Raw genomic sequence first — 23130 nt, 5'->3', positions numbered from 1 at the left:
AATGCAATGACCAAGCTCAGGCTGGCCATCGTCGGCGCGGGTCCTGCGGGCATCTACGCCGCCGACCTCATGATCAAGGCCGAGAAGAAGTACGACGTCTCGATCGATCTGTTCGAGCACCTGCCGGCGCCCTACGGACTCGTCCGCTACGGCGTCGCGCCCGATCACCCGCGGATCAAGGGCATCATCACGGCGCTCCGCGAGGTGCTCGACCGCGGCGACATCCGCATCTTCGGCAACGTGCACTTCGGCACCGACATCACGCTCGAGGACCTCAAGCGGCACTACAACGCCGTCATCTTCTCGACCGGCGCGATCCGCGACGCCCCGCTCGACGTCCCCGGGGTCGAGCTGGAGGGCTCCTACGGCGCCGCCGACTTCGTCAGCTGGTTCGACGGGCACCCCGACGTGCCGCGCACCTGGCCGCTCGAGGCCTCGTCCGTCGCCGTGATCGGCAACGGCAACGTCGCGCTCGACGTCTCGCGGATGCTCGCGAAGCACGCCGAGGACCTGCTGCCCACCGAGGTGCCGCCGAACGTCTACGACGCGCTGGCCGCCTCGCCCGTCACCGACGTGCACGTCTTCGGCCGCCGCGGACCGGCGCAGGTGAAGTTCACCCCGCTCGAGCTGCGCGAGCTCGGCGAGCTGCGCGACGTCGACATGATCGTCGCCGACGAGGACTTCGTGCTCGACGCCGCCTCGCAGGCCGCCATCGAGACGAACAAGCAGGTCATGGTGATCAACCGGGTGCTGAACCAGTGGCGCACCCGAGAGGTCGGCTCCGCCTCGCGCCGCCTGCACCTGCACTTCTGGGCCAAGCCGCTCGAGCTCGTCGACGACGGCGCCGGCCGCGTCTCGGCCATCCGCTACGAGCGCACCGAGCCGGACGGCGAGGGCGGCACCCGCGGCACCGGCGAGATCCGCGAGATCGCGGTCCAGGCCGTCTACCGCGCCGTCGGCTACTTCGGCTCCCCGCTGGACGGCCTGCCGTTCGACGAGATGCGCGGCGTCATCCCGAACCGCGAGGGCCAGGTGCTGGACGACAACGACGAGCCGGTGCACGGCGTCTACGCCACCGGCTGGATCAAGCGCGGACCGGTCGGCCTGATCGGGCACACCAAGTCGGACGCGATGGAGACCGTCGGTCACGTGCTCAACGACCAGGCGTCCTGGTGGACGCCGGCGCACCCCGAGGAGTCGGCGGTCGTCGCCCTGCTCGAGGAGCGCGGCGTCGCCTACACCGACCTCGACGGCTGGCACCGCCTCGACGAGCACGAGCAGGCGCTCGGCGCTCCGCAGGGCCGTGTCCGCGTGAAGGTCGTCCCGCGCGAGGACATGATCTCGATCTCGCGCGGCGAGACCGTCTCGAGCTGACGCCCGCCGTCGAAGGGCCTCCGGAGCGATCCGGGGGCCCTTCCGTGCGTCCCGGCGGCTCTCGAAACGGCGCGGAGCGGGGTCCACCGGCCGACCGCGGCGGGAGGTCTGCACGAGTGGCTCCCACGCGCTCGTCGTCGCTCGATCAGGGCGTTCGTGCGCCGCGCGCCAGGACGCCGAGCAGGCCCGCTATGGGCTCCCCGGCATCGCTACCGTCCCTGGGATGAGCGCACGAGCACGGGTCGAGGGTCGGACGAAGCGAGCGAGGACGGCGGCCGTGGTCGTCGTCCTGACACTGCTGGCCGCTCTGCTGGCACCGCCGGCACAGGCGATGACTCAGCCTCCTCCGCCCGGCGCGAGCGCGCCGACGCACCGCGTGGACGTCCGCCGTCCGGGCGCGGACGGGCTGACCCTGAAGCATCCCCTGTCGGACCTTCCGTACCGCGTCGTCCGCGTGGCGCCGGGCATCGGCGTCACGGACATGATCCCGTCCGCGCGGACGCGGGAGAACGGAATGGACCCGGACGGAGCGGTGCTGTCGGAGGACCGCTTCCAGACGCTGGTCGATCGGGTCTCGGACGTCCTCGATCTCATCCGAGCGACTCCGACGGGCGACCTCGAGCTGAAGGCGATCCCGCATCTCGTCGGCCCCGATGCGACGTCCGTCTGGACCGTCTCCGGGCCGGACGGATCCGCGCGGGTGACGTCGGACGTGCAGATCGTGTTCGCCGGACGCGCTCACAGCGGGCTCGACGGGACGACGACGACGACCTTCACTCCCGACCTCGCAGGAGTGGGCAGCATGATCAGCCTGAGCCCGGACTTCTGGGAGGAGGGGGACTCGGCGCAGTCGATGTGGTTCGACCCCGCCTCGGGGAAGGGCCGGATCCTGCGCACCGAGACGGCCGTGCATCACGAGCTCATGCACGCGGTGGCGGCGGCGGCGGGAGCCGAGCCGACGGGTGAGATCTGGGTCCTCACGCCCGAGTGGACGAGGTGGCCGCTGTCCGGTCCCGCGGACGGTGACGGCGAGATCCAGGAGAACCTGACGGAGGTGTTCGCGCACGGGGGTCCGGGCGGGTTGGTGAGGGCGCGGGCGGCGCTCACGTCGCGCGGCCCGAAGGGTGAGGCGCCGGTGTTCACGAAGGAGGAGTTCCCCTCGATCGGCGTGGATCCGTGGTTCCTGCGGGCTCAGAGGCATGCCACGGACAGGTCTCTCGCCGCCGGCACTCCGGCGGCGCAGCGGGAGGCCTGGCGCCGCGCCGCGGCGGCCCGGCTGAGCATGGCCCTGCATCCGCCGACCGAGCTCACCTTCGCGCGCGAGCGGGGCATCGTGACGCGCCCCGAGTACAACGCCAGCATGTTCGAGATCAAGGGAGAGCTGCTGACGACGCTCGATGTCACCGTCCCTCGCGGCTTCGCCGACTGGGAGGCCCCCGATCTGCGGGGTCGGACCGACGTCGTGCCGTTGAGAGGGACATGGGAGGCGCCGGAGCCGCCCGATCTTCCGCCCGCAGCGCCGGAGGGGGCGCCGAGCCGGTCCACTTCACCCGGCGGGTCCGAGGACCGGCTCGGGGCGCGCTCGGGGGAGTCGTGCCTCACCTGCGCGGTCACGGCGCACCGGCGTCCGTCCCAGGAGGACGCGGCGGCCTTCAAGGCGCGGGTGGCGGCGGAGGTGCGGTCGGCGTTCGAGGGTCCGCGGGCCGTGCAGCGTCGCGTGCTCGCCGACCCGGTCGGGGATGCGATCCGTCAGGTGCACGGGCCCGGGTTGGCGTCGGGGGTGTGGGCGCGTTATCCGAAGGTCGTCGCGGGGCTGGAGCGGGCGTCGTTCCGGTTCTTGGCGGGGTCGGACTCGTTGAGCGCGGCGGGCATCGGGATGGATGTTCTGGGGTTGATGCAGGGCGATGTGAGTGCGCTGTCGATCACGAACACGACGACGGACATCGTCACCACGATCGCGCCGATCCTGGGGTCGAGGATCGCGACGACGTTGGGCGCTGCGGGGTCGGTGGTCGGGTTCGTGACGTCGATCATCGCGTTCGACCAGGGCGGCAGCGAGACGGACTTCATCTTCTCGATGGCGGGGACCCTGACGGCTGCGATGCCGGTCCTGGCGCCGCTGATGGTCCTCTACACGGCCACCTCGATCTGGTCGCACCCGTCGCCGGTGGAGGGGGCGATGGATGCGGGGCAGCAGATGGCGGTGGCGTTCAAGGACTGGGCGCTGCCGGCATTGGAGAAGCAGGCGGGCGCGATGGCCGACTCGATGCGCGACGCGGTCTCGGACCGGATGGACGAGGCCCGCTACCGCGCCGACTACCTCCAGACCAAGGTCGACCTCGAGCAGCTCAGCGCGGGTGATGACTTGACGACGGGCGGTGGTCCCGGCGGCAGTCAGGAGCAGAAGCGCCTCATCCGCGAGGCCACCGACCAGGAGCTGGCGAGGATCGCGGCGGCGGGTGCTCTGAGCCTGGATCAGGGGCTCGACGTTCTGCTGCAGGAGTACAACAGCGGTGCCGTGTTCACCGAGTTCCGCAAGAAGTGGGCGGACACGATGAACGACAACGGCGGAGTGTCGATCAACGGCTTCAAGCATCACGTCGACCTCGACGCGCTCCCGACGACCAACCCGACTCCCGTGCGGGTGGACGAGTTCACGACTCCGCTGGGCTCGATCCGGACGACGATGCAGAGCCGGTTCCGGCACTCGCTCGATGCGCTGCCGCTGTGGGCGCCGTCGAGGAACGCGTTCGCGACGCCGATGGTGACGGAGGAGATGGTGCTGGCGTCGGTCGAGAAGGTGCAGCGCGACTGGGCGTTCACCGCGCCCGCAGCTGCGGCGACCGTCGACGCGGTGACCTTGTTCACCGGGACCGGCACGCCCGGGTCGTTCGTGCAGATCTGGAACCCGAACACCCACGCCCTGGTCTGCGGGGTGAAGAAGGTGAACACGGTCGGACTGTGGGTCTGCCGCAACGAGAAGGGCTTCCAGGAGCCGGGCATCAGCTCGACCTACGAGCTGTACTCCTCGACCTCCGACACGGGCGGGTTCGCGAGCACCGGCAAGACCGTCACGGTCACCACCACGGGCAAGCCCACGCCCGAGCCCGTCGTGGAGTGGGGACCCGACCTCCGCGTCGAGGGTCGCACGGTCACCGGCACCGTCACCCCCGGCGCCGTCGTGCAACTGCAGACCATGCCCCAGGACAGCATCGACGCCGACAAGAACGGACTGCCCGTCTCCGACCCGGTCACCGCGGCCGACGGGCACTTCACGCTCACCGCGCGAGCCGACGCGCCCGGTGGCAGCACCCGCCTCGTCGCGACGTTCAAGGACCACACCATCGCCGAGCGCATCGTCCTGGACGGCGGACCCACCGTTCCGGCCCGGATCCCGGAGAGTCTCGAGGGCTCGCCCATCAGAATCCTCCACGTCACGTCGACGAGCATCGAGGGTGTCATCCCCGCGGGTCAGAAGCTCCAGCTCCGGCTGGGCGAGGACCCCGCGCTGCCCCCGGTCGACACCGATGGGACCGGCAGCTTCCGAGTCACCTTCGACCGGCCGCTGCCGAACCCGCAGACCATCACCCTCCGCAGCTGGCCCACGGACAAGCCCTGGCAGCAGAGCACGCGCACTGTCGTGTGGGCCGGCCACGACCAGTGAGCACCAGACCGCGGTGCTGAGGGGGCCCTTCCGGTCCGGTCGTCCTCGGCGACTCCCGGACGTCGGAGGCCTCCTCTAGGCTTCGGGCACCGCTGACGGACGGAGACCCGATGACGATGCCCGACCTGCCCGCGACGAGTCCGGACAGCAGCCCGCACGACGTCATCCGGGTGCGCGGAGCCCGGCAGAACAACCTGCGCGGCGTCGACGTCGACATCCCGAAGCGCCGGATCACGGTGTTCACGGGGGTCTCGGGCTCCGGCAAGTCGTCGCTGGTCTTCGGGACGATCGCGGCCGAGTCGCAGCGGCTGATCAACGAGACCTACTCCGCGTTCCTGCAGCAGTTCATGGGCTCGCCGGCCCGGCCGGACGTCGAGTCTCTCGACGGGCTCTCGGCGACGATCGTCGTCGACCAGGAGCGGATGGGCGCGAACGGCCGCTCCACCGTCGGCACCGCGACCGACGCCTACACGATGCTGCGCATCCTGTTCAGCCGGATCGGCGATCCGCACGTCGGCACCAGTGGGGCGTTCTCGTTCAACCTGCCCGAGGGCATGTGCCCGCGCTGCGAGGGCACCGGCCGCGTCTCCGACATCGACCTCGACGCGCTGCTCGACCGCTCGAAGTCGCTCGAGGGCGGCGCGCTCGACGCGATCCCGAACTTCGTCGTCGGCGGCTGGTACTGGAAGAGCCTCGCCGAATCGGGGCTCTATCCCGCCGACGTGCCGATCGCCGACTTCACACCGCAGCAGCTCGAGGACTTCCTGTACAAGCCGGCCGTCAAGATGCCGATCGCCGGCATCAACATGACCTACGAGGGCCTCGTGGTCAAGGTGACCCGGCTCTACCTCGCGAAGGAGGCGGCTCAGGCGCACATCCGGGCCTTCGCCGAGCGGGTGGCCGCCTTCGGCCCCTGCCCGGAGTGCGGGGGAGCGCGGCTCACCCGCGCGGCGCTGGGCTCGCTGATCGCGGGCCGGAACATCGCCGAGTGCTCCTCGATGCAGGCGACCGACCTCGCGGAGTGGCTGCGCGGGGTGCGCGACCCCTCCGTCGCGCCGATCGTCGAGGCGCTGCTGGGCACGCTGGACGCGCTCGTGCAGGTCGGGCTCGGCTACCTCTCGCTCGACCGCGAGTCCGGAACGCTCTCCGGCGGCGAGGCGCAGCGGGTGAAGATGGTGCGCCACCTGGGGTCGAGCCTCACCGACATCACCTACGTCTTCGACGAGCCGACCGCCGGGCTGCATCCGCACGACGTCTCGCGCGTGATCGAGCTGCTGCGGCGGCTCCGCGACAAGGGCAACACGGTGCTCGTCGTCGAGCACAAGCCGGAGATCATCGCGGTCGCCGACCACGTCATCGACCTCGGGCCGCGGGCCGGCTCGCACGGCGGCGAGATCCGCTTCGAGGGCTCGGTCGAGGCGCTGCGCGGATCCGACACCCTCACCGGCCGGCACCTCGACCACCGGGTGCCGCTCAAGAGCGAGGTGCGCCGGCGCACGGGCGTCGCCGAGATCCGCGGCGCCTCCACGCACAATCTCCGCGGGGTCGACGTCGACGTGCCGCTCGGCGTGCTGACTGTCGTCACCGGCGTCGCCGGGTCGGGCAAGTCCTCGCTGATCCACGGCTCGCTGGCGAAGCGGCCGGGGGTGATCGTCGCCGACCAGTCGCCGATCCGCGGCTCGCGGCGCAGCAACCCCGCCACCTACACCGGCGTGCTCGATGCGATCCGCACCGCCTTCGCGAAGGAGAACGGCGTCAAGGCGGCGCTCTTCAGCGCCAACTCCGCGGGTGCCTGCCCGGTCTGCAAGGGCGCGGGGCTGATCTTCACGGAGCTCGGCCCGGCGGCGACCGTCTCCTCGATCTGCGAGGAGTGCGAGGGCAAGCGGTTCACCGCGGAGGTGCTCGAGTACCGGCTGCGCGGGAAGAACATCCACGAGGTGCTGTCGATGCCGATCGTCGAGGCGGCGGAGTTCTTCGGATCCGGGCCGGCGCACACGATCCTGGCCCGCCTCGTCGACGTGGGGCTCGGCTACCTCACCCTCGGGCAGCCGCTGAACACGCTGTCCGGCGGCGAGCGGCAGCGGCTGAAGCTCGCGATCAACATGGCCTCGAAGGGCTCGGTCTACATCCTCGACGAGCCGACGACCGGCCTGCACCTGGCCGACGTCGACAACCTGCTCGGCCTGCTCGACCGCCTCGTCGACTCCGGCTCCTCGGTGATCGTGATCGAGCACCACCAGGCGCTGATGGCGCACGCCGACTGGATCATCGACGTCGGCCCCGGCGCGGGGCACGACGGCGGGTCGATCGTCTTCGAGGGGACGCCGGCCGACCTCGTCGCCGGCGCGCAGACCCGCACCGGCGACGCGCTGCGGGCGTACACGGCCTGACCGGACGGCCCTCGGAGGGCCTCTGCTGGTCGAGCAGCCGCGCAGCGGCGTCTCGAGACCCGGTCTCCGAACGCTGGTGGATCTCGATACGCCCTCTTCGAGGGCTACTCGATCAGCATGACTCCCCTGCTGGTCGAGTAGCCCCGCAGGGGTGTATCGAGACCCGCCGTCCTCGCAGGGCGGGCCTGAAGGCTCATCCTCTGACGCCGGTGGATCTCGATACGCCCGCTCCGCGTGCTACTCGATCAGCATGGATGGCGATCCGCCGTCGCGAGGGGAGGGCTGCCGGCGTCAGCGCGAGAACGGGCCGCTCAGGGCCGCCCACTGCAGCAGCATGATCGTCTTCGCGTCGATGATCTGGACGCCGATCTGCGCGAGGGCCTCGTCGAAGGACAGCTCGACGAGCTCGGTGTCCTCGCCCTCGTCCGCGAGCCCGGCGTAGACGCCGTCGCTCGAGCCGGCGCGGTAGGGGCCGGCGTAGAAGTGCAGCATCTCGGTGATCGAGCCGGGGCTCATGAACGCGTCGAAAACGTGCTCGAGCCGGCCGACCTCGAGGCCGGTCTCCTCGGACGCCTCGCGGCGCGCGCCCTCCTCCGGACCGTCCTCGTCGAGCAGGCCCGCCGGCACCTCGAGCAGCATGCCGTCGAGGTTGCCGTTGACGTAAGTGGGGTAGCGGAACTGCCGCACGAGCACGACGGAGCGCGCCTCGAGGTCGTAGAGCAGCACGGCCGCGCCGTTGCCGCGGTCGTAGGTCTCGCGGTGCTCGGTGGTCCAGCGGCCGTCGCGGTGCCGGTACTCGAACTCGGTGGTGCGCAGGACGTACCAGTGGCTGGAGAGGAGGGTCACCGACTTCACGACCACGTCGGGGTTGCCGGTCAGGTCGTAGCCCTCGCGGTCGAGGCCGGTGCGGCCTCGCGCGTCAGGGGCGTCGATGCCGCGGCGGGTCTGCGTGTTCTCGGAGTGCGACATCCCTCAGCGGAAGTTGACGAACTGGAGGTCGAGGTCGAGGTCGGCCCCGCGCAGCAGCGCCATCGTCGCCTGGAGGTCGTCGCGGCTCTTGGAGGAGACGCGGAGCTCGTCTCCCTGGATCTGCGACTTGACCGACTTGGGCGCCTCGTCGCGGATCAGCTTGTTGATCTTCTTCGCCTGCTCCTGGTCGATGCCGTCCTTGAGCGTCGACTCGATCCGGTACTCCTTGCCTGAGGCGAAGGGCTCACCGGAGTCGAGGCTCTTGAGGCTGATGCCGCGCTTGATCAGCTTGGTCTGGAAGACGTCGAGGATGGCGTTCGCCCGCTCCTCGGTGTTCGCCTTGATCAGGATCTTCTCGCCGCTCCACGCGATCGAGGCGCCGACGTTCTTGAAGTCGTAGCGCTGCTCGACCTCCTTGTGGGCCTGGTTGAGGGCGTTGTCCGCCTCCATCTTGTCGACCTTGCTGACGACGTCGAACGTTGAATCTGCCATGCCTTCGAGCTTAGCTTTCGCACCTCCGCCGGGCCGATCCGGAGGCGCGCCTGGTACGAAGGGACGGTGCGCCGCCTCCCCGTCCTGCTGATCCTGCCGCTCGTCGGCCTCGTGCTCGTCGGCTGCGCCCGCCCCGCGGAGCCCGCGGTGGAGTACGAGGACGGAGTCGTGACGGTGCCGCCCGCCGCCCCTGCTCCCGCCGCGGCCGACCCGGCGCTGCTGGAGGACCCCGAGGAGACGGCGGCGACTCCGGTGCGACAGCTCACGAGCGGGGACTGGCTGGCCGGCACCGCCGAGGGCAGCGGCATCCCGGTGCGCGCGCTCACGGCCTACGCCGGCGCGGCGCTGCTCACCTCCTCCGTCGACCCCGGCTGCGGCCTCGACTGGGCGACACTCGCCGGCATCGGCTACGTCGAGAGCCGGCACGGCACGATCTTCGGCGGCGAGCTCGGCGAGGACGGGCGCCCCACCGAGCCGATCTACGGACCCTCGCTGGACGGCACGCAGTTCGACCGCGTCGAGGACAACGACGGCGGTGCGCTCGACGGCGATCCCGAGACGGACCGCGCGATGGGCCCGCTGCAGATCATCCCCGCCACCTGGATGCGCTGGGCGTCGAGCGGCTGGGACCCGCAGAACGTCGACCAGCAGGCGGTCACCGCGGCGCGCTACCTCTGCCAGGCCGGCGGCGACCTCACCACGCAGTCCGGCTGGCGCGACGCGATCGCGGCCTACAACCCGGCGACGAGCTACGCGGGCAAGGTCGCCGAGGCGGCGTCCCGCTACGCCGCGGCGGCGGGCTGAGGCCGATTTCCGATCCGGGGAGCGCGTGGGTATCCTTGTCCAGCGCCTTCGGTCGAGAGCTTGACTCCCGGCCGGGTGCGCGACGGCGAGTTACCCTAGCGGCCAAAGGGATCTGACTGTAAATCAGACGGCGTAGCCTTCGGGGGTTCGAATCCCTCACTCGCCACAGCATCGCGACCGAAGCCCCGCACGCGCCTCCACGAGGCGGGTGGCGGGGCTTCCTCCGTCCCCCGGTCTTTCTGGAGCGTGGGTCTCGATACGCCCCTTCGGGGCTACTCGACCAGCATGGAGCTGCTGCGGCACTCAGTGCACATGCTGATCGAGTAGCCCGCGCAGCGGGCGTATCGAGATCCACCTGCGTCCGCAGTCGAGTCTGCAGACCCGCCGTGCTGATCACAGGGGTCTCGATACGCCGCGTTCCGCGGCTACTCGACCGGCATGTGCAGGCAGGCGCCCTTCATGCCGATCGAGTAGCCCGCGCAGCGGGCGTATCGAGATCCACCTGCGTCCGCAGTCGAGTCGGCAGACCCGCCGTGCTGATGACGGCGGGTCTCGATACGCGCCTGTGGCGCTACTCGACCAGCAGGGGAAGGGTCGTCCGCTGCGCGGCCGATCACTGCTCGACCGATGCAGCGCCCTGCCCGCGTGCTGATCGCGACGCCGCGAGGAACTGCGCGAGGGAGAGCGGGGCGCGGCCCGTCAGGCGCTCGACGTCGCCGGAGACGTACTGCATCTCTCCGGCGGCGACGGCGGTGTAGGTGCTGATCCAGGCGTCGAGCTGCCAGTCGGGGGCGTTCCAGCGGCGGCGGGAGGCGCGCGCCTCCTCGAGGGTCTCGTCGACGAAGACGGCGGGGCGGCCGGCGGCGGTGAGGACCGCGGCGATCTCGTCGAAGGTGAGGGCCTCGGGACCGGTGAGCTCGTAGGTCGCGTCGCGGTGCTCCGCCGGGGCGCGCAGAATCGCGGCGGCGGCGCGGGCGACGTCCTCGCGGGCGACGATCGCCGCGCGGCCGGAGCCGGCCGGGCCGCGGATCGCGCCGTCGTCGCCGAGCATCGCGGGGACGAAGTCCAGATAGAGGTTGTCGCGGAGGAAGGTCCACGACATTCCGGAGGCGCGGATCGCCTCCTCCGTCGCGGCGTGGTCGCGCGCGAGCGTGAAGGTCGCGGTGGGGGAGGCGCCGGCGAAGGACGTGTAGACGACGTGCTCGACGCCCGCGGCGGCGGCGGCCGCGACCATCGAGAGGTGCTCCGCGAGGCGGTCCTCGTTCTCGGCCGCCGACACCATCAGCAGGAGGCGGACACCGTGAAGCGCGTCGCCCGGGTCGGTGAAGGAGGAGCGGACGGACGTCGCCCCCGGCAGCTCGGGCGCGCGTGACGGGTCGCGGGCGAGGAGGCGGAGGGGGAGGCCGACGTCGGCGAGCAGGCGCGCGACGCGGCCGCCCACCGCCCCGGTGGCTCCGGTCACGGCGATCGGGGGCTGAGGGGTCACGGCGGCGCTCATGCCCCCATGATCCTCCGCGGGCCCGGTCGCCGTCTGCCCCACCTGCGTCCGTCCCCGCCGGCCCGGCCGGTCCCTAGGCTGGACGCATGAGCGCCCACGCCTCCCTCCTCGCCATCGCCCGCTCGATCGCCGTCGAGGCGGCGCACCTCGCCCGGCAGCGCCGCCAGGACGGGGTCGAGATCGCCGCCTCGAAGTCGTCGCCGGAGGACGTGGTCACGGCCGCCGACCGCGAGGTCGAGCAGCTGATCCGCCGCCGGCTCGCCGAGGCGCGGCCGGACGACGGCTTCCTCGGCGAGGAGTCGGGCGCGGGCGGCGGGACGAGCGGGCTCACCTGGGTCGTCGATCCGATCGACGGCACGGTCAACTACCTCTACGGCATCCCCTCCTACGCGGTCAGCATCGCGGTCGTCGAGGGCGAGCCGGAGCCGGAGACGTGGACGGCGCTCGCCGGGGCCGTCGTCAACGGCGCGACCGGCGAGGTGTACACCGCGAGCCGGGGCGGCGGGGCCGAGCGGGACGGGGTCGCGCTGCACGTCACTCCGCCCGCCTCGCTGTCGCTGGCGCTGGTCGGCACGGGCTTCGGCTACGACGCCGGGCGCCGGATGCGCCAGGGCGCGGTCGTGCAGGAGCTGCTCGGCTCGGTGCGCGACATCCGCCGCATCGGCTCGGCGGCGCTCGACCTCTGCGCGGTCGCCTCCGGGTCGCTGAACGCGTACTACGAGCGCGGGCTGAACCCGTGGGACCTCGCGGCGGGCGCCCTCGTGGCGGAGGAGGCCGGGGCCGTCGTCGCCGGCTTCGACGGCCGCCCGGCGGGCAACGGGCTGCTGATCGCGGCCCCGGAGCCGATCTTCAGCGAGCTCGAGGCTCTGCTGCGGCGGCTGCGCGCCGACGAGGTCTGATCGGGGACCGGTCCGCGGAGTCGGTGCATGCGCGCGCATGATCGCGCAGGATCCGAGCGCCGAGCGCGGATCCGGCGACGAGGTTCCGGCCTCTGCGCGACCCGCTCTGGCCGGATCGGGAGTCCGTGGTTATCCTTTATGAATTCGTGACATTCGCACAGGATGCGGTCGCGGATCCCCGAGAAGCGCTTCGACTCCCTGGCGGAGCGCCGCTCGTCCCCTGCCCCCGACGGAAGATCCGGATTTCGTGAGCCCCGATTCGCCCTTGCCCGCTGCCTCCGCATCGACCCCCGGCGAATCCCTCCCACCCCTCACCCGTCGCGAGCTGCGCGAGCGCGAGCGCGCCCAGGCCCTCGCTGCCGACGCCCAGGCCGAGGGAGTGACGGTCGCCCCGGCCGAGCTCCGCGACGCCGAGCTGCGGGTCGCCTCCGTCCGCTCCGCGCCGCCGGCGCCCGTCTCCGCACCCCGCGTCGCACCGCTGCGACCCGTGCGGTCGAGCCGCCGGATCGGCGGGCTCGTCGCGCTGTCGTTCGTCGCCGCGATGGTGGCGGCGACCTCGCTGCCGGCCACGTCGCTCCTCACGGCCGAGGAGGTGCAGGCGCAGAACCTCGTCGTCGCGCCCGGCGGCACCGTCGACCGCGGCGCGCAGTCGTTCACCACCGGCGAGGTCAGCGCCGAGACCGTCGCCCGCGACGGCTTCGGCGTGCAGGAGCGCAAGACGCAGACGGACGTCGCCGCCATCGGCCGCACCTCCGACGCGGGCTTCACCAACGACCCGAACGCCTCGATCCAGTGGCCCTTCGCCGTCGGCGTGCCGGTGGGCGACCGCTTCGGCTACCGCAACTGCGCGGGCTGCTCGGTCAACCACGGCGGCACCGACTTCAACCCGGGCAACGGCTCGCCGATCCAGGCGATCGCCGACGGCGTGGTCCGCACCGTGATCGACGGCGAGGGCTCACTCGGCGTGCACGTCATCGTCGACCACGAGATCGACGGCCAGCTCGTCTCCAGCGTCTACGCGCACATGCAGCACGGCAGCGCGGCGGTGAACGAGGGCGACCCGGTCAAGGTCGGCCAGCTGCTCGGCCTCGTCGGCACGACCGGCATGTCGACCGGGCCGCACCTGCACTTCGAGATCCGCCTCGACGGCGTGACCAAGGTCGACTCCTACCTCTGGCTGAAGGCGAACGCCGGGCGCTGAGCCGCCGCGGGCCCGCCCGCTCCCGTTCGATCTGCAGGCGATCCGCGCGCGACCGCCCGTTCCGCCGCGAGTCCGCGGCCCGGGGGCGGCGGATCACCTGCAGATCGCACTCTCGGACGTCAGTCCTGGCGCAGCCAGACCGTCGTGTCGCCCGGCAGCGCCGGCTCGTGCAGCTCCTCGGAGGCGAGCACGACCGCGCCGACCGGCAGCTCGACGAGCGACGAGCCGGTGTTGGCGATCACGGTGACGCCGCCGTTGCGGAACGCCACGACGTCCTCCGGGTAGCCCTCGAGCCACTCGATCGAGCCGGAGCCGAGGTCCTCCGCGCGGCGCACCGCGAGGAGCTCCCGGTAGAGCTCGAGGGTCGACCCCTCGACGCCGGTCTGGCGGTCGCGCGCGAACGGCGCCCAGTCGCCGGGCTGGGGGAGCCAGGAGTCGCCGGAGTCGTTGAAGCCGTAGGCGGGCGCGTCGGCCTCCCAGGGCAGGGGCACGCGGCAGCCGTCGCGGCCGTAGCGCTCGCCGGCGGTGCGGAACCAGGTCGGGTCCTGGCGCGCCGCGTCGGGCAGGTCGATCGCCTCGGGCAGGCCGAGCTCCTCGCCCTGGTAGACGTAGGCGGAGCCGGGCAGCGCGAGCATCAGCGCGGTCGCGGCGCGCGCGCGGCGCAGGCCGAGCACCGGGTCGGGCAGTCCGGGGGTGCGCGGGCCGATGCCGTAGCCCTGCGGGTTGTCGGCAGTGAGGGCGAGGCGGCTGGCGTGGCGCACGACGTCGTGGTTCGAGAGCACCCAGGTGGAGGGGGCGCCGACCGCGGCGAACGAGCTCAGCGAGGAGTCGATGATGTTGCGCAGCGCAGGTCCGCTCCACGGCGTCTCGAGGTAGGCGAAGTTGAACGCCTGGTGCATCTCGTCGGGGCGCACCCAGCGGGCGAGCTTCGAGAGCGGCTGCACCCACGCCTCCGCGCAGAGCACGCGGTCGGCCGGGTACTCGGCGAGCAGGGCGTGCCAGTCGCGGTAGATCTCGTGCACGCCGTCCTGCGCCCAGTAGGGGGCGGTGACGGGCTCGGCGTCGTCGCCGGGCGCCACGCCTCCCATCGAGCCGCTGTCGGCGGGCGGGGTGTAGTCGGGCAGGCCCTCGGCCTTGATCATCCCGTGCGCCACGTCGACGCGGAAGCCGTCGACGCCGCGGTCCAGCCAGAAGCGCAGGACCTCGCGGAAGCGCTCGCGCACCCAGTCGTTCGTCCAGTCGAAGTCGGGCTGCGAGGTGTCGAAGAGGTGCAGGTACCACTGGCCGGGCGTGCCGTCGGGCTCGGTGACCCGGGTCCAGGCGGGTCCGCCGAAGACCGACTCCCAGTTGTTCGGCGGCAGCTCGCCGGCGGCGCCGCGGCCGTCGCGGAAGAGGTAGCGCCCGCGCTCGTCGCTGCCGGCGGGAGCGGCCAGGGCGGCCTGGAACCAGCGGTGCGCGCTCGAGGAGTGGTTGGGGACGAGGTCGACGATCACCCGGATGCCGAGCGCGTGGGCGCGGGCGAGCATCGCGTCGAAGTCGGCCAGCGTGCCGAAGAGCGGGTCGACGTCGCAGTAGTCGGCGACGTCGTAGCCGGCGTCCTTCTGCGGGGAGGTCATGAACGGCGAGAGCCAGATCGCGTCGATGCCGAGCTCGGCCAGGCTGTCCAGGCGCGAGGTGATGCCGGGGAGGTCGCCGATCCCGTCTCCGTCGGCGTCCGCGAACGAGCGCGGGTAGATCTGGTAGATGACCGCGGTGCGCCACCACTCCGCACCGGGCCGGCCGGCCGCCTCCGGGAACGAGACGGGGGAGCTCCCGGGAGCAGGGGAGTTCTCGGGCGCGCCGGAGAGAGCGGAGTCCAGGGTCATGGCATCAAGGGTAGCGGGCGCCCCGGAAGCGCCCGGCCCGGCGCAGGCGCCGCCTGGCCTAGGGTCGACGGGTGAGCGAAGAGACCCCGGAAGCCGCCCGCGCCCGACGCCGGAGGGCCCTGCTCTGGGTGGTGCCGCTGCTCGTGCTGCTGATCGGGGGGCTGTTCGCGGTGACGCTCGCCGTCGGCGGCTACGCGCTGCGGACGATGACCGGCGGCTAGGCGGTCGCGGCCGGGCCGTCCTCGTCCTCGGGCTGCGGCGCGCTCGTGCGCTCGGCGGCCTCCTCGGACGCGTGCGCCGTCTCCGGACCCGTCGCCCGCGAGGCGTCGTCCGCGCGCTGCACGGCGTCGGCGAGCTCGTCCGAGACGAGGAATCCGGTGGAGACGGCCTCGGCCCGGTAGGCCGCGCGGCCGACCATGTGCGCCGAGATCGGCACGGTCAGCAGCTGGAAGCCGATCACCAGGACGACGGTGCCCGCGGCGGCGAAGCCGGGGTTCCGGATGGCGACGGCGAGCATCACGCAGATGATGCCGAGCACCTGGGGCTTCGTGCCCGCGTGCATCCGCGAGAGCAGATCGCCGAAGCGGAGCAGGCCGATCGCGGCGACCAGCGAGAGCAGGGCGCCGACGGTGACGAGCACGGCGGTGACGACGTCGAGGAGCACGTCCATGTCAGTCCTCCTCGCGGTTGGCCATGAACTTGGCGACGCTGATCGAGCCGAACACCGCGAACAGCGCGAGTCCGAGCGCGACCGGGAGCGTCGTCGCGTGGTGGTTGATCGCCATCTCGGCGCCGAGACCGCAGAGGATCGTCGCCACCAGCACATCGGCGGCGACCACGCGGTCCAGGACCGACGGGCCGATCAGGATGCGCACGAGCGAGAGCAGGGCGGCCGCTCCGAAGATCGGCACCAGGATCCAGACGAGCCACTCGATCATCGGAGCACCCCCGCGTTCTCGCCGAGCGGCTCGCTGACCCGGGCGACGTCCTCGCGCGAGCCGATCGCGCGGACGATGCGCGCCTCGGTGCGCAGGACCGTGCGGCGGACCTCGTCGATCCGGTGGCCCTCGTCGTGGGTGACCCCGAGGACGTGCAGGTAGAGGACGTTCAGCTGGGGGTCGACGTCGATCACCAGCGAGCCGGGGACGAGCGAGACGGCCTCGGTCGTCCAGACCAGCATCCCCTCGGAGCGGCTGCGCAGGTGCACGGCCACGATCGCGTTGTGCACGGGGACCGGCAGGGTGAGGATCTGGTACGAGACGCGGACCGACGCGACCGCGATGTCCAGCGCGAGGCGCAGCAGGAAGACCACCAGGTGCCAGGGGTTCACCCGGTTGGAGAACTCCACCGGCGGCAGGTAGAAGACGCGCGTGATGATCAGCGCGACCAGGAAGCCCGAGACGATCGAGAGCACCGAGACGTCGTCCCAGAGCAGCACCCAGATGCCGACGAGGGTCACGAACATCGCGAACCGGTTCCAGAAGTCGACGCGGCGGCGGGGGCTCATCGGGGGCCCTCCTCTCCGAAGGACGAGTCGCGGTAGACCGTGGCGATGTAGGTGGACGGGTCGGCGACCGCGGCGGCGGCCTGTTCGCTGGCGTCGTAGAGCGGGCCGGCGGCGATCGTGAGGCCGACGCCGAAGACGACCATGCCGGCGGTCGCGAGGACCATCATCGGCGGCGAGTGCCGCGTGCGGACGGTGCCGGTGTCGTGCGGGTCCTCCTGCAGCTGGTCGATCAGCGGGGACTCGTAGCCGGGCACCTCCTCCTGGCGGCGCCAGAACGCCATGTTCCAGACGCGGGCGACCGCGTAGAGGGTGAGCAGCGAGGTGACGGCGCCCGCGGCGATGACCGCCCAGATCAGCCAGGAGGGCTGGTCCGCGGCCGACTCGGTGCCGGCGACGAAGAGGCCGACCTTGCCGAGGAAGCCGGTGAACGGCGGGATGCCGCCGAGGTTCATCGCGGGGATGAAGTAGAGCAGCGCGAGCAGCGGCGAGGCCTTCAGGAGGCCGCCCAGCCGCAGGATCGAGGTGGTGCCGCCGACGCGCTCGATCAGCCCGGTCGCGAGGAACAGGGTCGTCTGCACGGTGATGTGGTGGATCACGTAGAAGATCGTCGCGGCGTAGCCCGCCTCCGTGCCGATCGCGATGCCGAAGACCATGTAGCCGATGTGCGACACCAGGGTGAAGGAGAGCATCCGCTTGATGTCCGCCTGCGCGACGGCGCCGAGGATGCCGACCACCAGCGTCAGCAGCGCGACCACCATCAGCACTTCCGTGAGCCTGCCGCCCGGGAAGAGCAGCGTCTCGGTGCGGATCAGCGCGTAGACGCCGACCTTGGTGAGCAGGCCGGCGAAGACGGCCGTGACCGGCGCCGGAGCGGTGGGGTAGGAGTCCGGCAGCCAGAACGACAGCGGGAAGACCGCGGCCTTGATCCCGAAGCCGAGCAGCAGCACCACGTGCAGCACGAGCTGGACGTCGGCGGGCAGCTCGGCGATGCGGATCGACAGCTGCGCCATGTTGACGGTGCCGGTGGCGCCGTAGAGCAGGCCGATCGCCGAGAGGAAGAACACGCTCGAGACCAGGCTGACGACCACGTAGGTCGTGCCCGCCCGGATCCGCGGCGCGGTGCCGCCCAGGGTGATCAGCACGTAGCTCGCCGCGAGCAGGATCTCGAAGCCGACGTAGAGGTTGAAGAGGTCGCCCGCGACGAAGGCGTTGAGAATGCCGGCCGAGAGGATCAGGTAGGTCGGGTGGAAGATCGTGACCGGCGTCTCGCGGTTGCCGTCGACCAGGCCCTGGCCGACCGAGAACAGAAGGACGCCGAGCAGCGTGACCGAGGTGATCACCAGCATCAGGGCGGCGAGCGGATCGACGACCAGCACGATGCCCCACGGCGGCTCCCAGCCGCCGACGTAGACGGCACTGCCGCCCTCCTGGCCGGTGAGGACCAGGACGAGCAGCACGGAGGAGATCACGAGGACCGCGGACAGCGTGACGATGTTGACCGTGATCTGCGCGCGCCGGTGGCGGCCGAGCACGAGGGCGACGGCGGCTCCCAGCAGGGGGAGGGTGACGACGAGGGGGATCAGCACGTTCATCGGTCCTCCTTCCTGTCGTCGGTCATGGCGCTCTCGCCGTGCTTCGCGGCGGTGCCCTCGTCGCTCGATTCGAGCAGGACGTCCAGGGCCCGGTCGTCCGCGGTGGTCTGCGCCGAGATGCCCGCCGCGTCCGCGCGGACGGACGCGTCGTTCTCGTCGTCCTCGACCTGGTCGGCGTTGGCGAGGCGCCAGCGCCGGTAGATCATCGCGAGGAGGAAGGCGGACACCCCGAAGGTGATCACGATCGCCGTCAGGATCAGCGCCTGCGGCAGCGGGTCGGCCATCTCCTCGGCGATCTGCTCGTAGGAGCGGCCGTCGTCGGTGACGAACGGCGCGACGCCCGAGCGGCCCGCCATCAGCAGGATCAGGATGTTCGTCGCGTTGCCGACCAGGAGGAAGCCGATCAGGATCCGGGTGAGGCTGCGCTCGAGCATCTGGTAGACGCCCGCGGCGTACAGCACCGCCATCACGACGACGAGGACGAGGGTGATGCTCATGCGTCGTCCCCCCTGCCCGGTCCGCCGACGACGGTGGAGCCGGTCGGCAGCTTCGTCTCGAGGCCGTCGACGGTGCCGGCGCCGGGGCCGGGGGTGCTGTCGGTCGAGTGGGTGACGCCGTCGCCGGACGGGTCGCCCTGCTCGGCCTCCTCGCCGTGGCGGTCGACCTCACCGCCGAGGCTGCGGAGGATGTCGAGGGTCAGGCCGATCACGATCAGGTACACGCCGATGTCGAAGAGGGTGGAGGTGCCCAGGTGCAGCTCGCCGAGGACCGGCAGGTAGAGGTCGAGCCAGCTCGACTCGAGCACCTCGAGGCCGAAGGCGAGCGAGGAGACGGCGGTGCCGACCGCGAAGAGCAGGCCGAGGCCGAGGACCTTGCCCGCGTCGATCGGCGCGGCCTCGCCGAGCTCGAACCGGCCGCCGGCCAGGTAGCGCGCGACGAGGGCGAGACCGGCGAGCAGCCCGCCCGCGAAGCCGCCGCCCGGGGTGTTGTGACCGGTGAAGAGCAGGTAGACGGAGACGATCATCGCGGGGTGGAAGAGCAGGCGCACCAGCACCTCGAGGACGATGGAGCGGTTCTCGGGGCGGAGCGTGCGGCCGGCGACCAGCCAGGAGCCGCGGTCGCCGGTCTTCTCCGCGTCGGCCGAGGGGGCGGTGAGGTCGGTCGCGCGCTCCTCGCGGTCGGCCGCGCTCTGATGCTCGAGGCGCGGAGCGCCGCCGGCCCGGCTGGAGAGGAAGATCAGGCTCGCGACACCGGTCGCCACGACGACGAGCACCGAGATCTCGCCCATGGTGTCCCAGGCGCGGATGTCGACGAGGAGGACGTTGACGATGTTGCGCCCCTTGCCCTCCTCGTAGGCCAGGCGCGGGAGGTCGACGGAGATCGGGGTCGCGGTGCGGGCGCCGAGGGCGATCGTCGCCGCGAGGGCCATCACGGCGCCGACCGCGATGCCGATGACGGCGCGCAGGCGCTTGCGCATGGGCTGGTGCTTCTGCGCGATCCGGGTGGGGAGGCGGCGCAGCACGAGGACGAAGACGACCAGGGTGATCGTCTCGATCAGCGCCTGGGTGAGCGCGAGGTCCGGGGCGCCCTGGATGGCGAAGAGGGCGACCATGCCGTAGCCGGTCGCACCGGCGAGCAGCACGGCGGCGACGCGGTTGCGCGCGACGGCGCAGAGGATCGCGGCGAGGATCATCACGGCCGCGACGGCGAGCTGGCCGGGGGAGTCCCAGAAGACGAGGTCGCCCGGCCAGGTGCGGTTGAGCGCGGCAGCACCGCCGACTCCCAGCACGAAGACCGCGAAGATCACCGTGAGGTAGCGGGGGAGCGAGCCGCGCTGGACGAACTCGGTGACGGTGCTCGCGACGCGGTCGAGCCAGCGCACGGTCGCCCAGTAGCCCTCGGCCGAGTCGATGGTGTTCGGGACCTTGGACTGGATCCGCGCGACCGCGATCCGCTGGGCGAAGAGCAGCAAGCCGATCGCGATGACGATCGCGCTGAGCGCGAGGGCGGGCTCGAAGCCGTGCCAGAGCGCGAGGTGGTAGCCGCCGTGCTCGGACTCCTCGGCCGCCGCGGCGAGCTGCGGGTCGGCGTCGGGCGCACCGTAGGGGAGACTGTCGGCGTAGACCGCGACGAGCGGGTCGAGCAGCGAGGCGCCGATGCCGCCGACGAGGCTCACGACCGCCAGGACGACGGTGGGCGCGGTGAAGGTCCACGGCTGCGCGTGGAGGTGGGTGTCCTCGAGGCCCTTCTTGCGGGCGAAGGCGCCCCAGAAGAAGCGGGCCGAGTAGGCGACGGTGAGGATCGAGCCGAGGACGAGGCCGATCAGTGCGACCCAGGCCCAGAACGAGCCCTGCTCGATCGCGGACAGCAGGCTGGTGAACACCGCCTCCTTGGCGACGAAGCCGAGCAGCGGCGGGATGCCCGCCATCGAGAGCACGCCGAGCAGCGCGGCGCCGGCGAGCACCGGGGCCTGCCGGCCGAGGCCGCTGAGCTTGCGCAGGTCGCGGGTGCCGGCCCGGTGGTCGACGATGCCGACGGCGAGGAACAGCAGCGCCTTGAACAGCGCGTGGCCGATCAGCAGGGTGAGGCCGGCGAGGGCCGCGTCGCGCGAGCCGAAGCCGACGGCGACGGTCAGGAAGCCGAGCTGGCTGACGGTGCCGTAGGCGAGGACGAGCTTGAGGTCGTACTGGCGGAGCGAGCGCCAGCCGCCGACGAGCATCGTCCAGACACCGACGCTGACGATCACGGGGAGCCACACGGCGTCGTCGGCGAAGCCCGGCGCGAGGCGGGCGACCAGGTAGATGCCGGCCTTCACCATCGCGGCGGCGTGCAGGTAGGCGCTGACCGGGGTGGGCGCGGCCATCGCGGCCGGCAGCCAGAAGTGGAAGGGCACGAGCGCCGACTTCGAGAAGGCGCCGAGCAGCACGAGGACGAGGGCGACCGAGACGATCGGGCCGGAGGGAGCCGCGGCGACGATGCCCGCGAGGCTCGAGGTGCCCGACTCGACGATGAGGATGATCACGCCGACGAGCATCGCCAGGCCGCCGAGGGTGGTGACCAGCAGGGCCTGGAGGCCGGCTCCGCGGCTCTCCTTGCGACCGCTGTAGTGCCCGATCAGCAGGTAGGAGAGGACGCTCGTCGCCTCCCAGAAGACGAAGAGGATGATCACGTCGTCGGCGGTGACCAGCCCGTACATCACGCCGGCGAAGGCGAAGAGCAGGGCGGCGAACCGGCCGAGCGACGGCTCGTCGCGCTTGAAGTAGCTGCCGCAGTAGGCGAGGACGAGGGCGCCGACGCCGCTGACGACGAGCGCGAGGACGATCGAGAGCGCGTCCAGCCGGAAGGAGAGCGAGACGTCGAGAGAGGGGATCCACGGGATCTCCTCGCGCAGCTCTCCGCCGGCGAGGACCGTCGGGAGCGAGGCGGCGGTCGAGACGAAGGTCGCGGCCGGCACGAGGGCGAGGGCGTAGAAGACCTTCGGACCGAAGCGGTCGACGATCCACGGCGTGATCACCGCGAGGGCGAACGTGATCGCGAGGGTGAGGAGCATCACACAGTCCTCCCCGGGTCCACTCAGCACAGTTGTCCAGACAAGGATAAGGGAGGCCGAGCGGCGGGAAGCTGAGTGCGGACGGGCTTGACGACCGCCCTCCCCGTGCCACTACGGGCGGGGCCGTAGCGTGAGGGGCATGGCCCGCTCACTGCTCCCCGCCCAGACCTGCCGGATCCGCGTGCTCGACGTCGCGAGCGGCGAGGTCACCACGGTGTTCTCCTCCGACTCGCTGCTCGTGGAGGCGCCGAACTGGTCGCCGGACGGGTTGTTCCTGGTGGTCAACGGGGACGGCGGGCTGTTCCGGCTGCCGCTGGGGAACGCGCCGGTCGGTCCCGCCGGGCTCGAGGCGATCCCGCTCGACGGGGTGCCGGACGAGCTGAACAACGACCACGTGCTCGCTCCCGGCGGCGGCACCGCCTACGTCTCGGCCCGCGACGGACATCTCTACGCGGTGGCGCTGGACGGCTCGGTGCCCGCCCGGCGGATCACGACCGAGGGCCCCGGTCCGCGCTTCAAGCACTACCTGCACGGCGTCTCGCCCGACGGCCGGCTGCTCGCGCTGATCGGCGGCGGCGAGGACGCCACCGGCCGCTGGGTCACCAACGTCTACACGATGCCGGCCGAGGGCGGCTCGCTCACCGCGCTGACCGACGACGCGCACCCGGACGACGGCGTCGACTTCTCCGCCGACGGGGAACGGCTCTTCTTCAACTCCGAGAGGGACGGCGGTGTCGCCCAGCTGTTCCGGATGCGTCTCGACGGCTCCGGAATCGAGCGGGTCGTGGCCTCGGACACGGTCGACTGGTTCCCGCACGAGTCGCCGGACGGCGCGCACCTGCTCTACCTCGCCTACCCCGCGGGGACGGCCGGGCACCCGGAGAACCTGCCGGTCGAGCTGCGGCTGATCGAGCTCGAGGGGCGAGCGGCCGGCGACACCGCGCCGGGCCGGGTCGTGCAGTCGCTCCTCGGCGGTCAGGGCACGATCAACGTCGCCGGCTGGTCGCCGGACGGGGCGCGCTTCGCCTACGCGGACTACCCGCTCGGCGGCTGACGCCCGCGACCGCTCTCCGGTGTGCTGCTGCCGGCCACACCTCCGGCTCGCGGAACCGCCTCCGGCTCGCGAGAAACGGCCGTTCCGGCGTGCCGCAACTGGTTCCGCGTGCCGGAGGGTCCGCCGGTGCGCACCTTCGGCTCGCGGAACGTGCCCGGGCTCGCGAGAAACGGCCGTTCCGGCGTGCCGGAGTTGGTTCCGCGTGCCGGAGGTCCTTCCGCTGCGACCCGCCCGCCGTCTTCCGCGGACGTTCGGCACGCCGAATCGGCTC

The 23130-nt window shown here is 71.9% G+C and carries 18 protein-coding genes and 1 tRNA gene; 9 read left to right on the top strand and 10 right to left on the bottom strand.

The annotated features are described in order from the left end of the window. Positions 1-6 precede the first annotated feature (6 nt). The 3 genes from EDF17_RS17235 (at position 7) to EDF17_RS17225 (ending at position 7428) form a co-directional block, all read left to right on the top strand. On the top strand, positions 7-1374 hold the full coding sequence (locus tag EDF17_RS17235) for an FAD-dependent oxidoreductase (protein WP_123447859.1): 1368 nt from the start codon (positions 7-9) through the stop codon (positions 1372-1374). A gap of 223 nt (positions 1375-1597) precedes the next feature. Beyond that, positions 1598-5038 (top strand): hypothetical protein, encoded by a 3441-nt coding sequence (locus EDF17_RS17230; RefSeq protein WP_133672133.1) that lies wholly within the window; start codon positions 1598-1600, stop codon positions 5036-5038. Between the two features lie 110 nt (positions 5039-5148). Further along, the gene (locus EDF17_RS17225) at positions 5149-7428 is read left to right on the top strand and encodes an excinuclease ABC subunit UvrA (RefSeq protein WP_166649729.1); all 2280 of its coding nucleotides are present in this window, start codon (positions 5149-5151) and stop codon (positions 7426-7428) included. A gap of 291 nt (positions 7429-7719) precedes the next feature. On the opposite strand, the gene EDF17_RS17220 is transcribed toward EDF17_RS17225, so the two are convergent. Together EDF17_RS17220 and EDF17_RS17215 are read right to left on the bottom strand one after the other, a co-directional pair. After that, the gene (locus tag EDF17_RS17220) at positions 7720-8397 is read right to left on the bottom strand and encodes an NUDIX domain-containing protein (RefSeq protein WP_123447857.1); all 678 of its coding nucleotides are present in this window, start codon (positions 8395-8397) and stop codon (positions 7720-7722) included. A gap of 3 nt (positions 8398-8400) precedes the next feature. Further along, positions 8401-8889, bottom strand: coding sequence for a YajQ family cyclic di-GMP-binding protein (locus EDF17_RS17215; protein ID WP_123447856.1), 489 nt, complete (start codon positions 8887-8889; stop codon positions 8401-8403). Positions 8890-8955: 66 nt separating this feature from the next. Here EDF17_RS17215 and EDF17_RS17210 point away from each other — a divergent pair, with 66 nt between their 5' ends. Further along, positions 8956-9693 carry a hypothetical protein gene (locus tag EDF17_RS17210; protein ID WP_123447855.1) on the top strand — a complete coding sequence of 246 codons (738 nt, stop codon included), beginning with the start codon at positions 8956-8958 and terminating at the stop codon, positions 9691-9693. A gap of 84 nt (positions 9694-9777) precedes the next feature. Further along, positions 9778-9859, top strand: a tRNA-Tyr gene (locus tag EDF17_RS17205). Positions 9860-10306: 447 nt separating this feature from the next. Here the strand turns inward: EDF17_RS17205 and EDF17_RS17200 are convergent. Then, a complete protein-coding gene (locus tag EDF17_RS17200; RefSeq protein ID WP_123447854.1) occupies positions 10307-11191 on the bottom strand; it encodes an NAD(P)H-binding protein in 885 nt (294 codons plus the stop codon). A gap of 86 nt (positions 11192-11277) precedes the next feature. Here EDF17_RS17200 and EDF17_RS17195 point away from each other — a divergent pair, with 86 nt between their 5' ends. Beyond that, positions 11278-12090 carry an inositol monophosphatase family protein gene (locus EDF17_RS17195; protein WP_123447853.1) on the top strand — a complete coding sequence of 271 codons (813 nt, stop codon included), beginning with the start codon at positions 11278-11280 and terminating at the stop codon, positions 12088-12090. Positions 12091-12355: 265 nt separating this feature from the next. Further along, entirely contained in the window at positions 12356-13291 is a 936-nt protein-coding gene (locus EDF17_RS17190; RefSeq protein WP_123447852.1) for a M23 family metallopeptidase, read from the top strand. 119 nt (positions 13292-13410) lie between these two features. Here the strand turns inward: EDF17_RS17190 and EDF17_RS17185 are convergent, their stop codons facing one another. Continuing rightward, positions 13411-15156, bottom strand: coding sequence for an alpha-amylase family glycosyl hydrolase (locus tag EDF17_RS17185; protein WP_123447851.1), 1746 nt, complete (start codon positions 15154-15156; stop codon positions 13411-13413). Between the two features lie 71 nt (positions 15157-15227). Between EDF17_RS17185 and EDF17_RS19990 the strand changes: the two genes are divergently transcribed. Continuing rightward, positions 15228-15377, top strand: a complete 150-nt coding sequence (locus tag EDF17_RS19990; RefSeq protein ID WP_159422145.1) for a hypothetical protein — start codon at positions 15228-15230, stop codon at positions 15375-15377. Here EDF17_RS19990 and mnhG read toward each other — a convergent pair. From mnhG to EDF17_RS17155, 6 genes are read right to left on the bottom strand one after another with little or no spacing between them, the layout of a single operon-like run. Then, positions 15374-15826, bottom strand: a complete 453-nt coding sequence (mnhG, locus tag EDF17_RS17180; RefSeq protein WP_243732950.1) for a monovalent cation/H(+) antiporter subunit G — start codon at positions 15824-15826, stop codon at positions 15374-15376. The two genes, EDF17_RS19990 and mnhG, sit on opposite strands and share 4 nt — an antisense overlap. Before the next feature lies 1 nt (position 15827). Continuing rightward, on the bottom strand, positions 15828-16094 hold the full coding sequence (locus tag EDF17_RS17175) for a monovalent cation/H+ antiporter complex subunit F (RefSeq protein WP_123447850.1): 267 nt from the start codon (positions 16092-16094) through the stop codon (positions 15828-15830). Next, positions 16091-16663, bottom strand: a complete 573-nt coding sequence (locus EDF17_RS17170) for a Na+/H+ antiporter subunit E (RefSeq protein ID WP_123447849.1) — start codon at positions 16661-16663, stop codon at positions 16091-16093. Before EDF17_RS17170 ends, EDF17_RS17175 begins: the two co-directional genes overlap by 4 nt. Further along, positions 16660-18255: a Na+/H+ antiporter subunit D gene (locus EDF17_RS17165; RefSeq protein WP_123447848.1), complete on the bottom strand. Its 1596-nt coding sequence runs from the start codon at positions 18253-18255 to the stop codon at positions 16660-16662. The genes EDF17_RS17170 and EDF17_RS17165 overlap by 4 nt, the downstream gene beginning before the upstream one ends. Next, positions 18252-18752: a Na(+)/H(+) antiporter subunit C gene (locus EDF17_RS17160; RefSeq protein ID WP_123447847.1), complete on the bottom strand. Its 501-nt coding sequence runs from the start codon at positions 18750-18752 to the stop codon at positions 18252-18254. The genes EDF17_RS17165 and EDF17_RS17160 overlap by 4 nt, the downstream gene beginning before the upstream one ends. Then, positions 18749-21805, bottom strand: a complete 3057-nt coding sequence (locus EDF17_RS17155) for a Na+/H+ antiporter subunit A (RefSeq protein ID WP_123447846.1) — start codon at positions 21803-21805, stop codon at positions 18749-18751. The genes EDF17_RS17160 and EDF17_RS17155 overlap by 4 nt, the downstream gene beginning before the upstream one ends. Positions 21806-21944: 139 nt before the next feature. On the opposite strand from EDF17_RS17155, the gene EDF17_RS17150 reads away from it, so the two are divergent. Beyond that, on the top strand, positions 21945-22859 hold the full coding sequence (locus EDF17_RS17150; protein WP_123447845.1) for a PD40 domain-containing protein: 915 nt from the start codon (positions 21945-21947) through the stop codon (positions 22857-22859). The last annotated feature ends 271 nt before the right edge of the window (positions 22860-23130 follow it).

It is taken from the genome of Rathayibacter sp. PhB1 (assembly GCF_004362935.1).
Lineage (GTDB): Bacteria > Actinomycetota > Actinomycetes > Actinomycetales > Microbacteriaceae > Rathayibacter > Rathayibacter festucae.
This window is presented reverse-complemented; position numbering and strand designations above follow the sequence as displayed.

Excerpts from the sequence above, each read along its gene's own strand:
- EDF17_RS17160 (WP_123447847.1), bottom strand. The coding sequence starts at position 18,752 with ATGAGCATCACCCTCGTCCTCGTCGTCGTGATGGCGGTGCTGTACGCC.
- EDF17_RS17185 (WP_123447851.1), bottom strand. The coding sequence starts at position 15,156 with ATGACCCTGGACTCCGCTCTCTCCGGCGCGCCCGAGAACTCCCCTGCT.
- EDF17_RS17230 (WP_133672133.1), top strand. The coding sequence starts at position 1,598 with ATGAGCGCACGAGCACGGGTCGAGGGTCGGACGAAGCGAGCGAGGACG.
- EDF17_RS17170 (WP_123447849.1), bottom strand. The coding sequence starts at position 16,663 with ATGAGCCCCCGCCGCCGCGTCGACTTCTGGAACCGGTTCGCGATGTTC.
- EDF17_RS17150 (WP_123447845.1), top strand. The coding sequence starts at position 21,945 with ATGGCCCGCTCACTGCTCCCCGCCCAGACCTGCCGGATCCGCGTGCTC.
- EDF17_RS17225 (WP_166649729.1), top strand. The coding sequence starts at position 5,149 with ATGACGATGCCCGACCTGCCCGCGACGAGTCCGGACAGCAGCCCGCAC.
- EDF17_RS17155 (WP_123447846.1), bottom strand. The coding sequence starts at position 21,805 with ATGCTCCTCACCCTCGCGATCACGTTCGCCCTCGCGGTGATCACGCCG.
- EDF17_RS17195 (WP_123447853.1), top strand. The coding sequence starts at position 11,278 with ATGAGCGCCCACGCCTCCCTCCTCGCCATCGCCCGCTCGATCGCCGTC.
- EDF17_RS17220 (WP_123447857.1), bottom strand. The coding sequence starts at position 8,397 with ATGTCGCACTCCGAGAACACGCAGACCCGCCGCGGCATCGACGCCCCT.
- EDF17_RS17235 (WP_123447859.1), top strand. The coding sequence starts at position 7 with ATGACCAAGCTCAGGCTGGCCATCGTCGGCGCGGGTCCTGCGGGCATC.
- EDF17_RS17165 (WP_123447848.1), bottom strand. The coding sequence starts at position 18,255 with ATGAACGTGCTGATCCCCCTCGTCGTCACCCTCCCCCTGCTGGGAGCC.
- mnhG (WP_243732950.1), bottom strand. The coding sequence starts at position 15,826 with ATGGACGTGCTCCTCGACGTCGTCACCGCCGTGCTCGTCACCGTCGGC.
- EDF17_RS17200 (WP_123447854.1), bottom strand. The coding sequence starts at position 11,191 with ATGAGCGCCGCCGTGACCCCTCAGCCCCCGATCGCCGTGACCGGAGCC.
- EDF17_RS17175 (WP_123447850.1), bottom strand. The coding sequence starts at position 16,094 with ATGATCGAGTGGCTCGTCTGGATCCTGGTGCCGATCTTCGGAGCGGCC.
- EDF17_RS17215 (WP_123447856.1), bottom strand. The coding sequence starts at position 8,889 with ATGGCAGATTCAACGTTCGACGTCGTCAGCAAGGTCGACAAGATGGAG.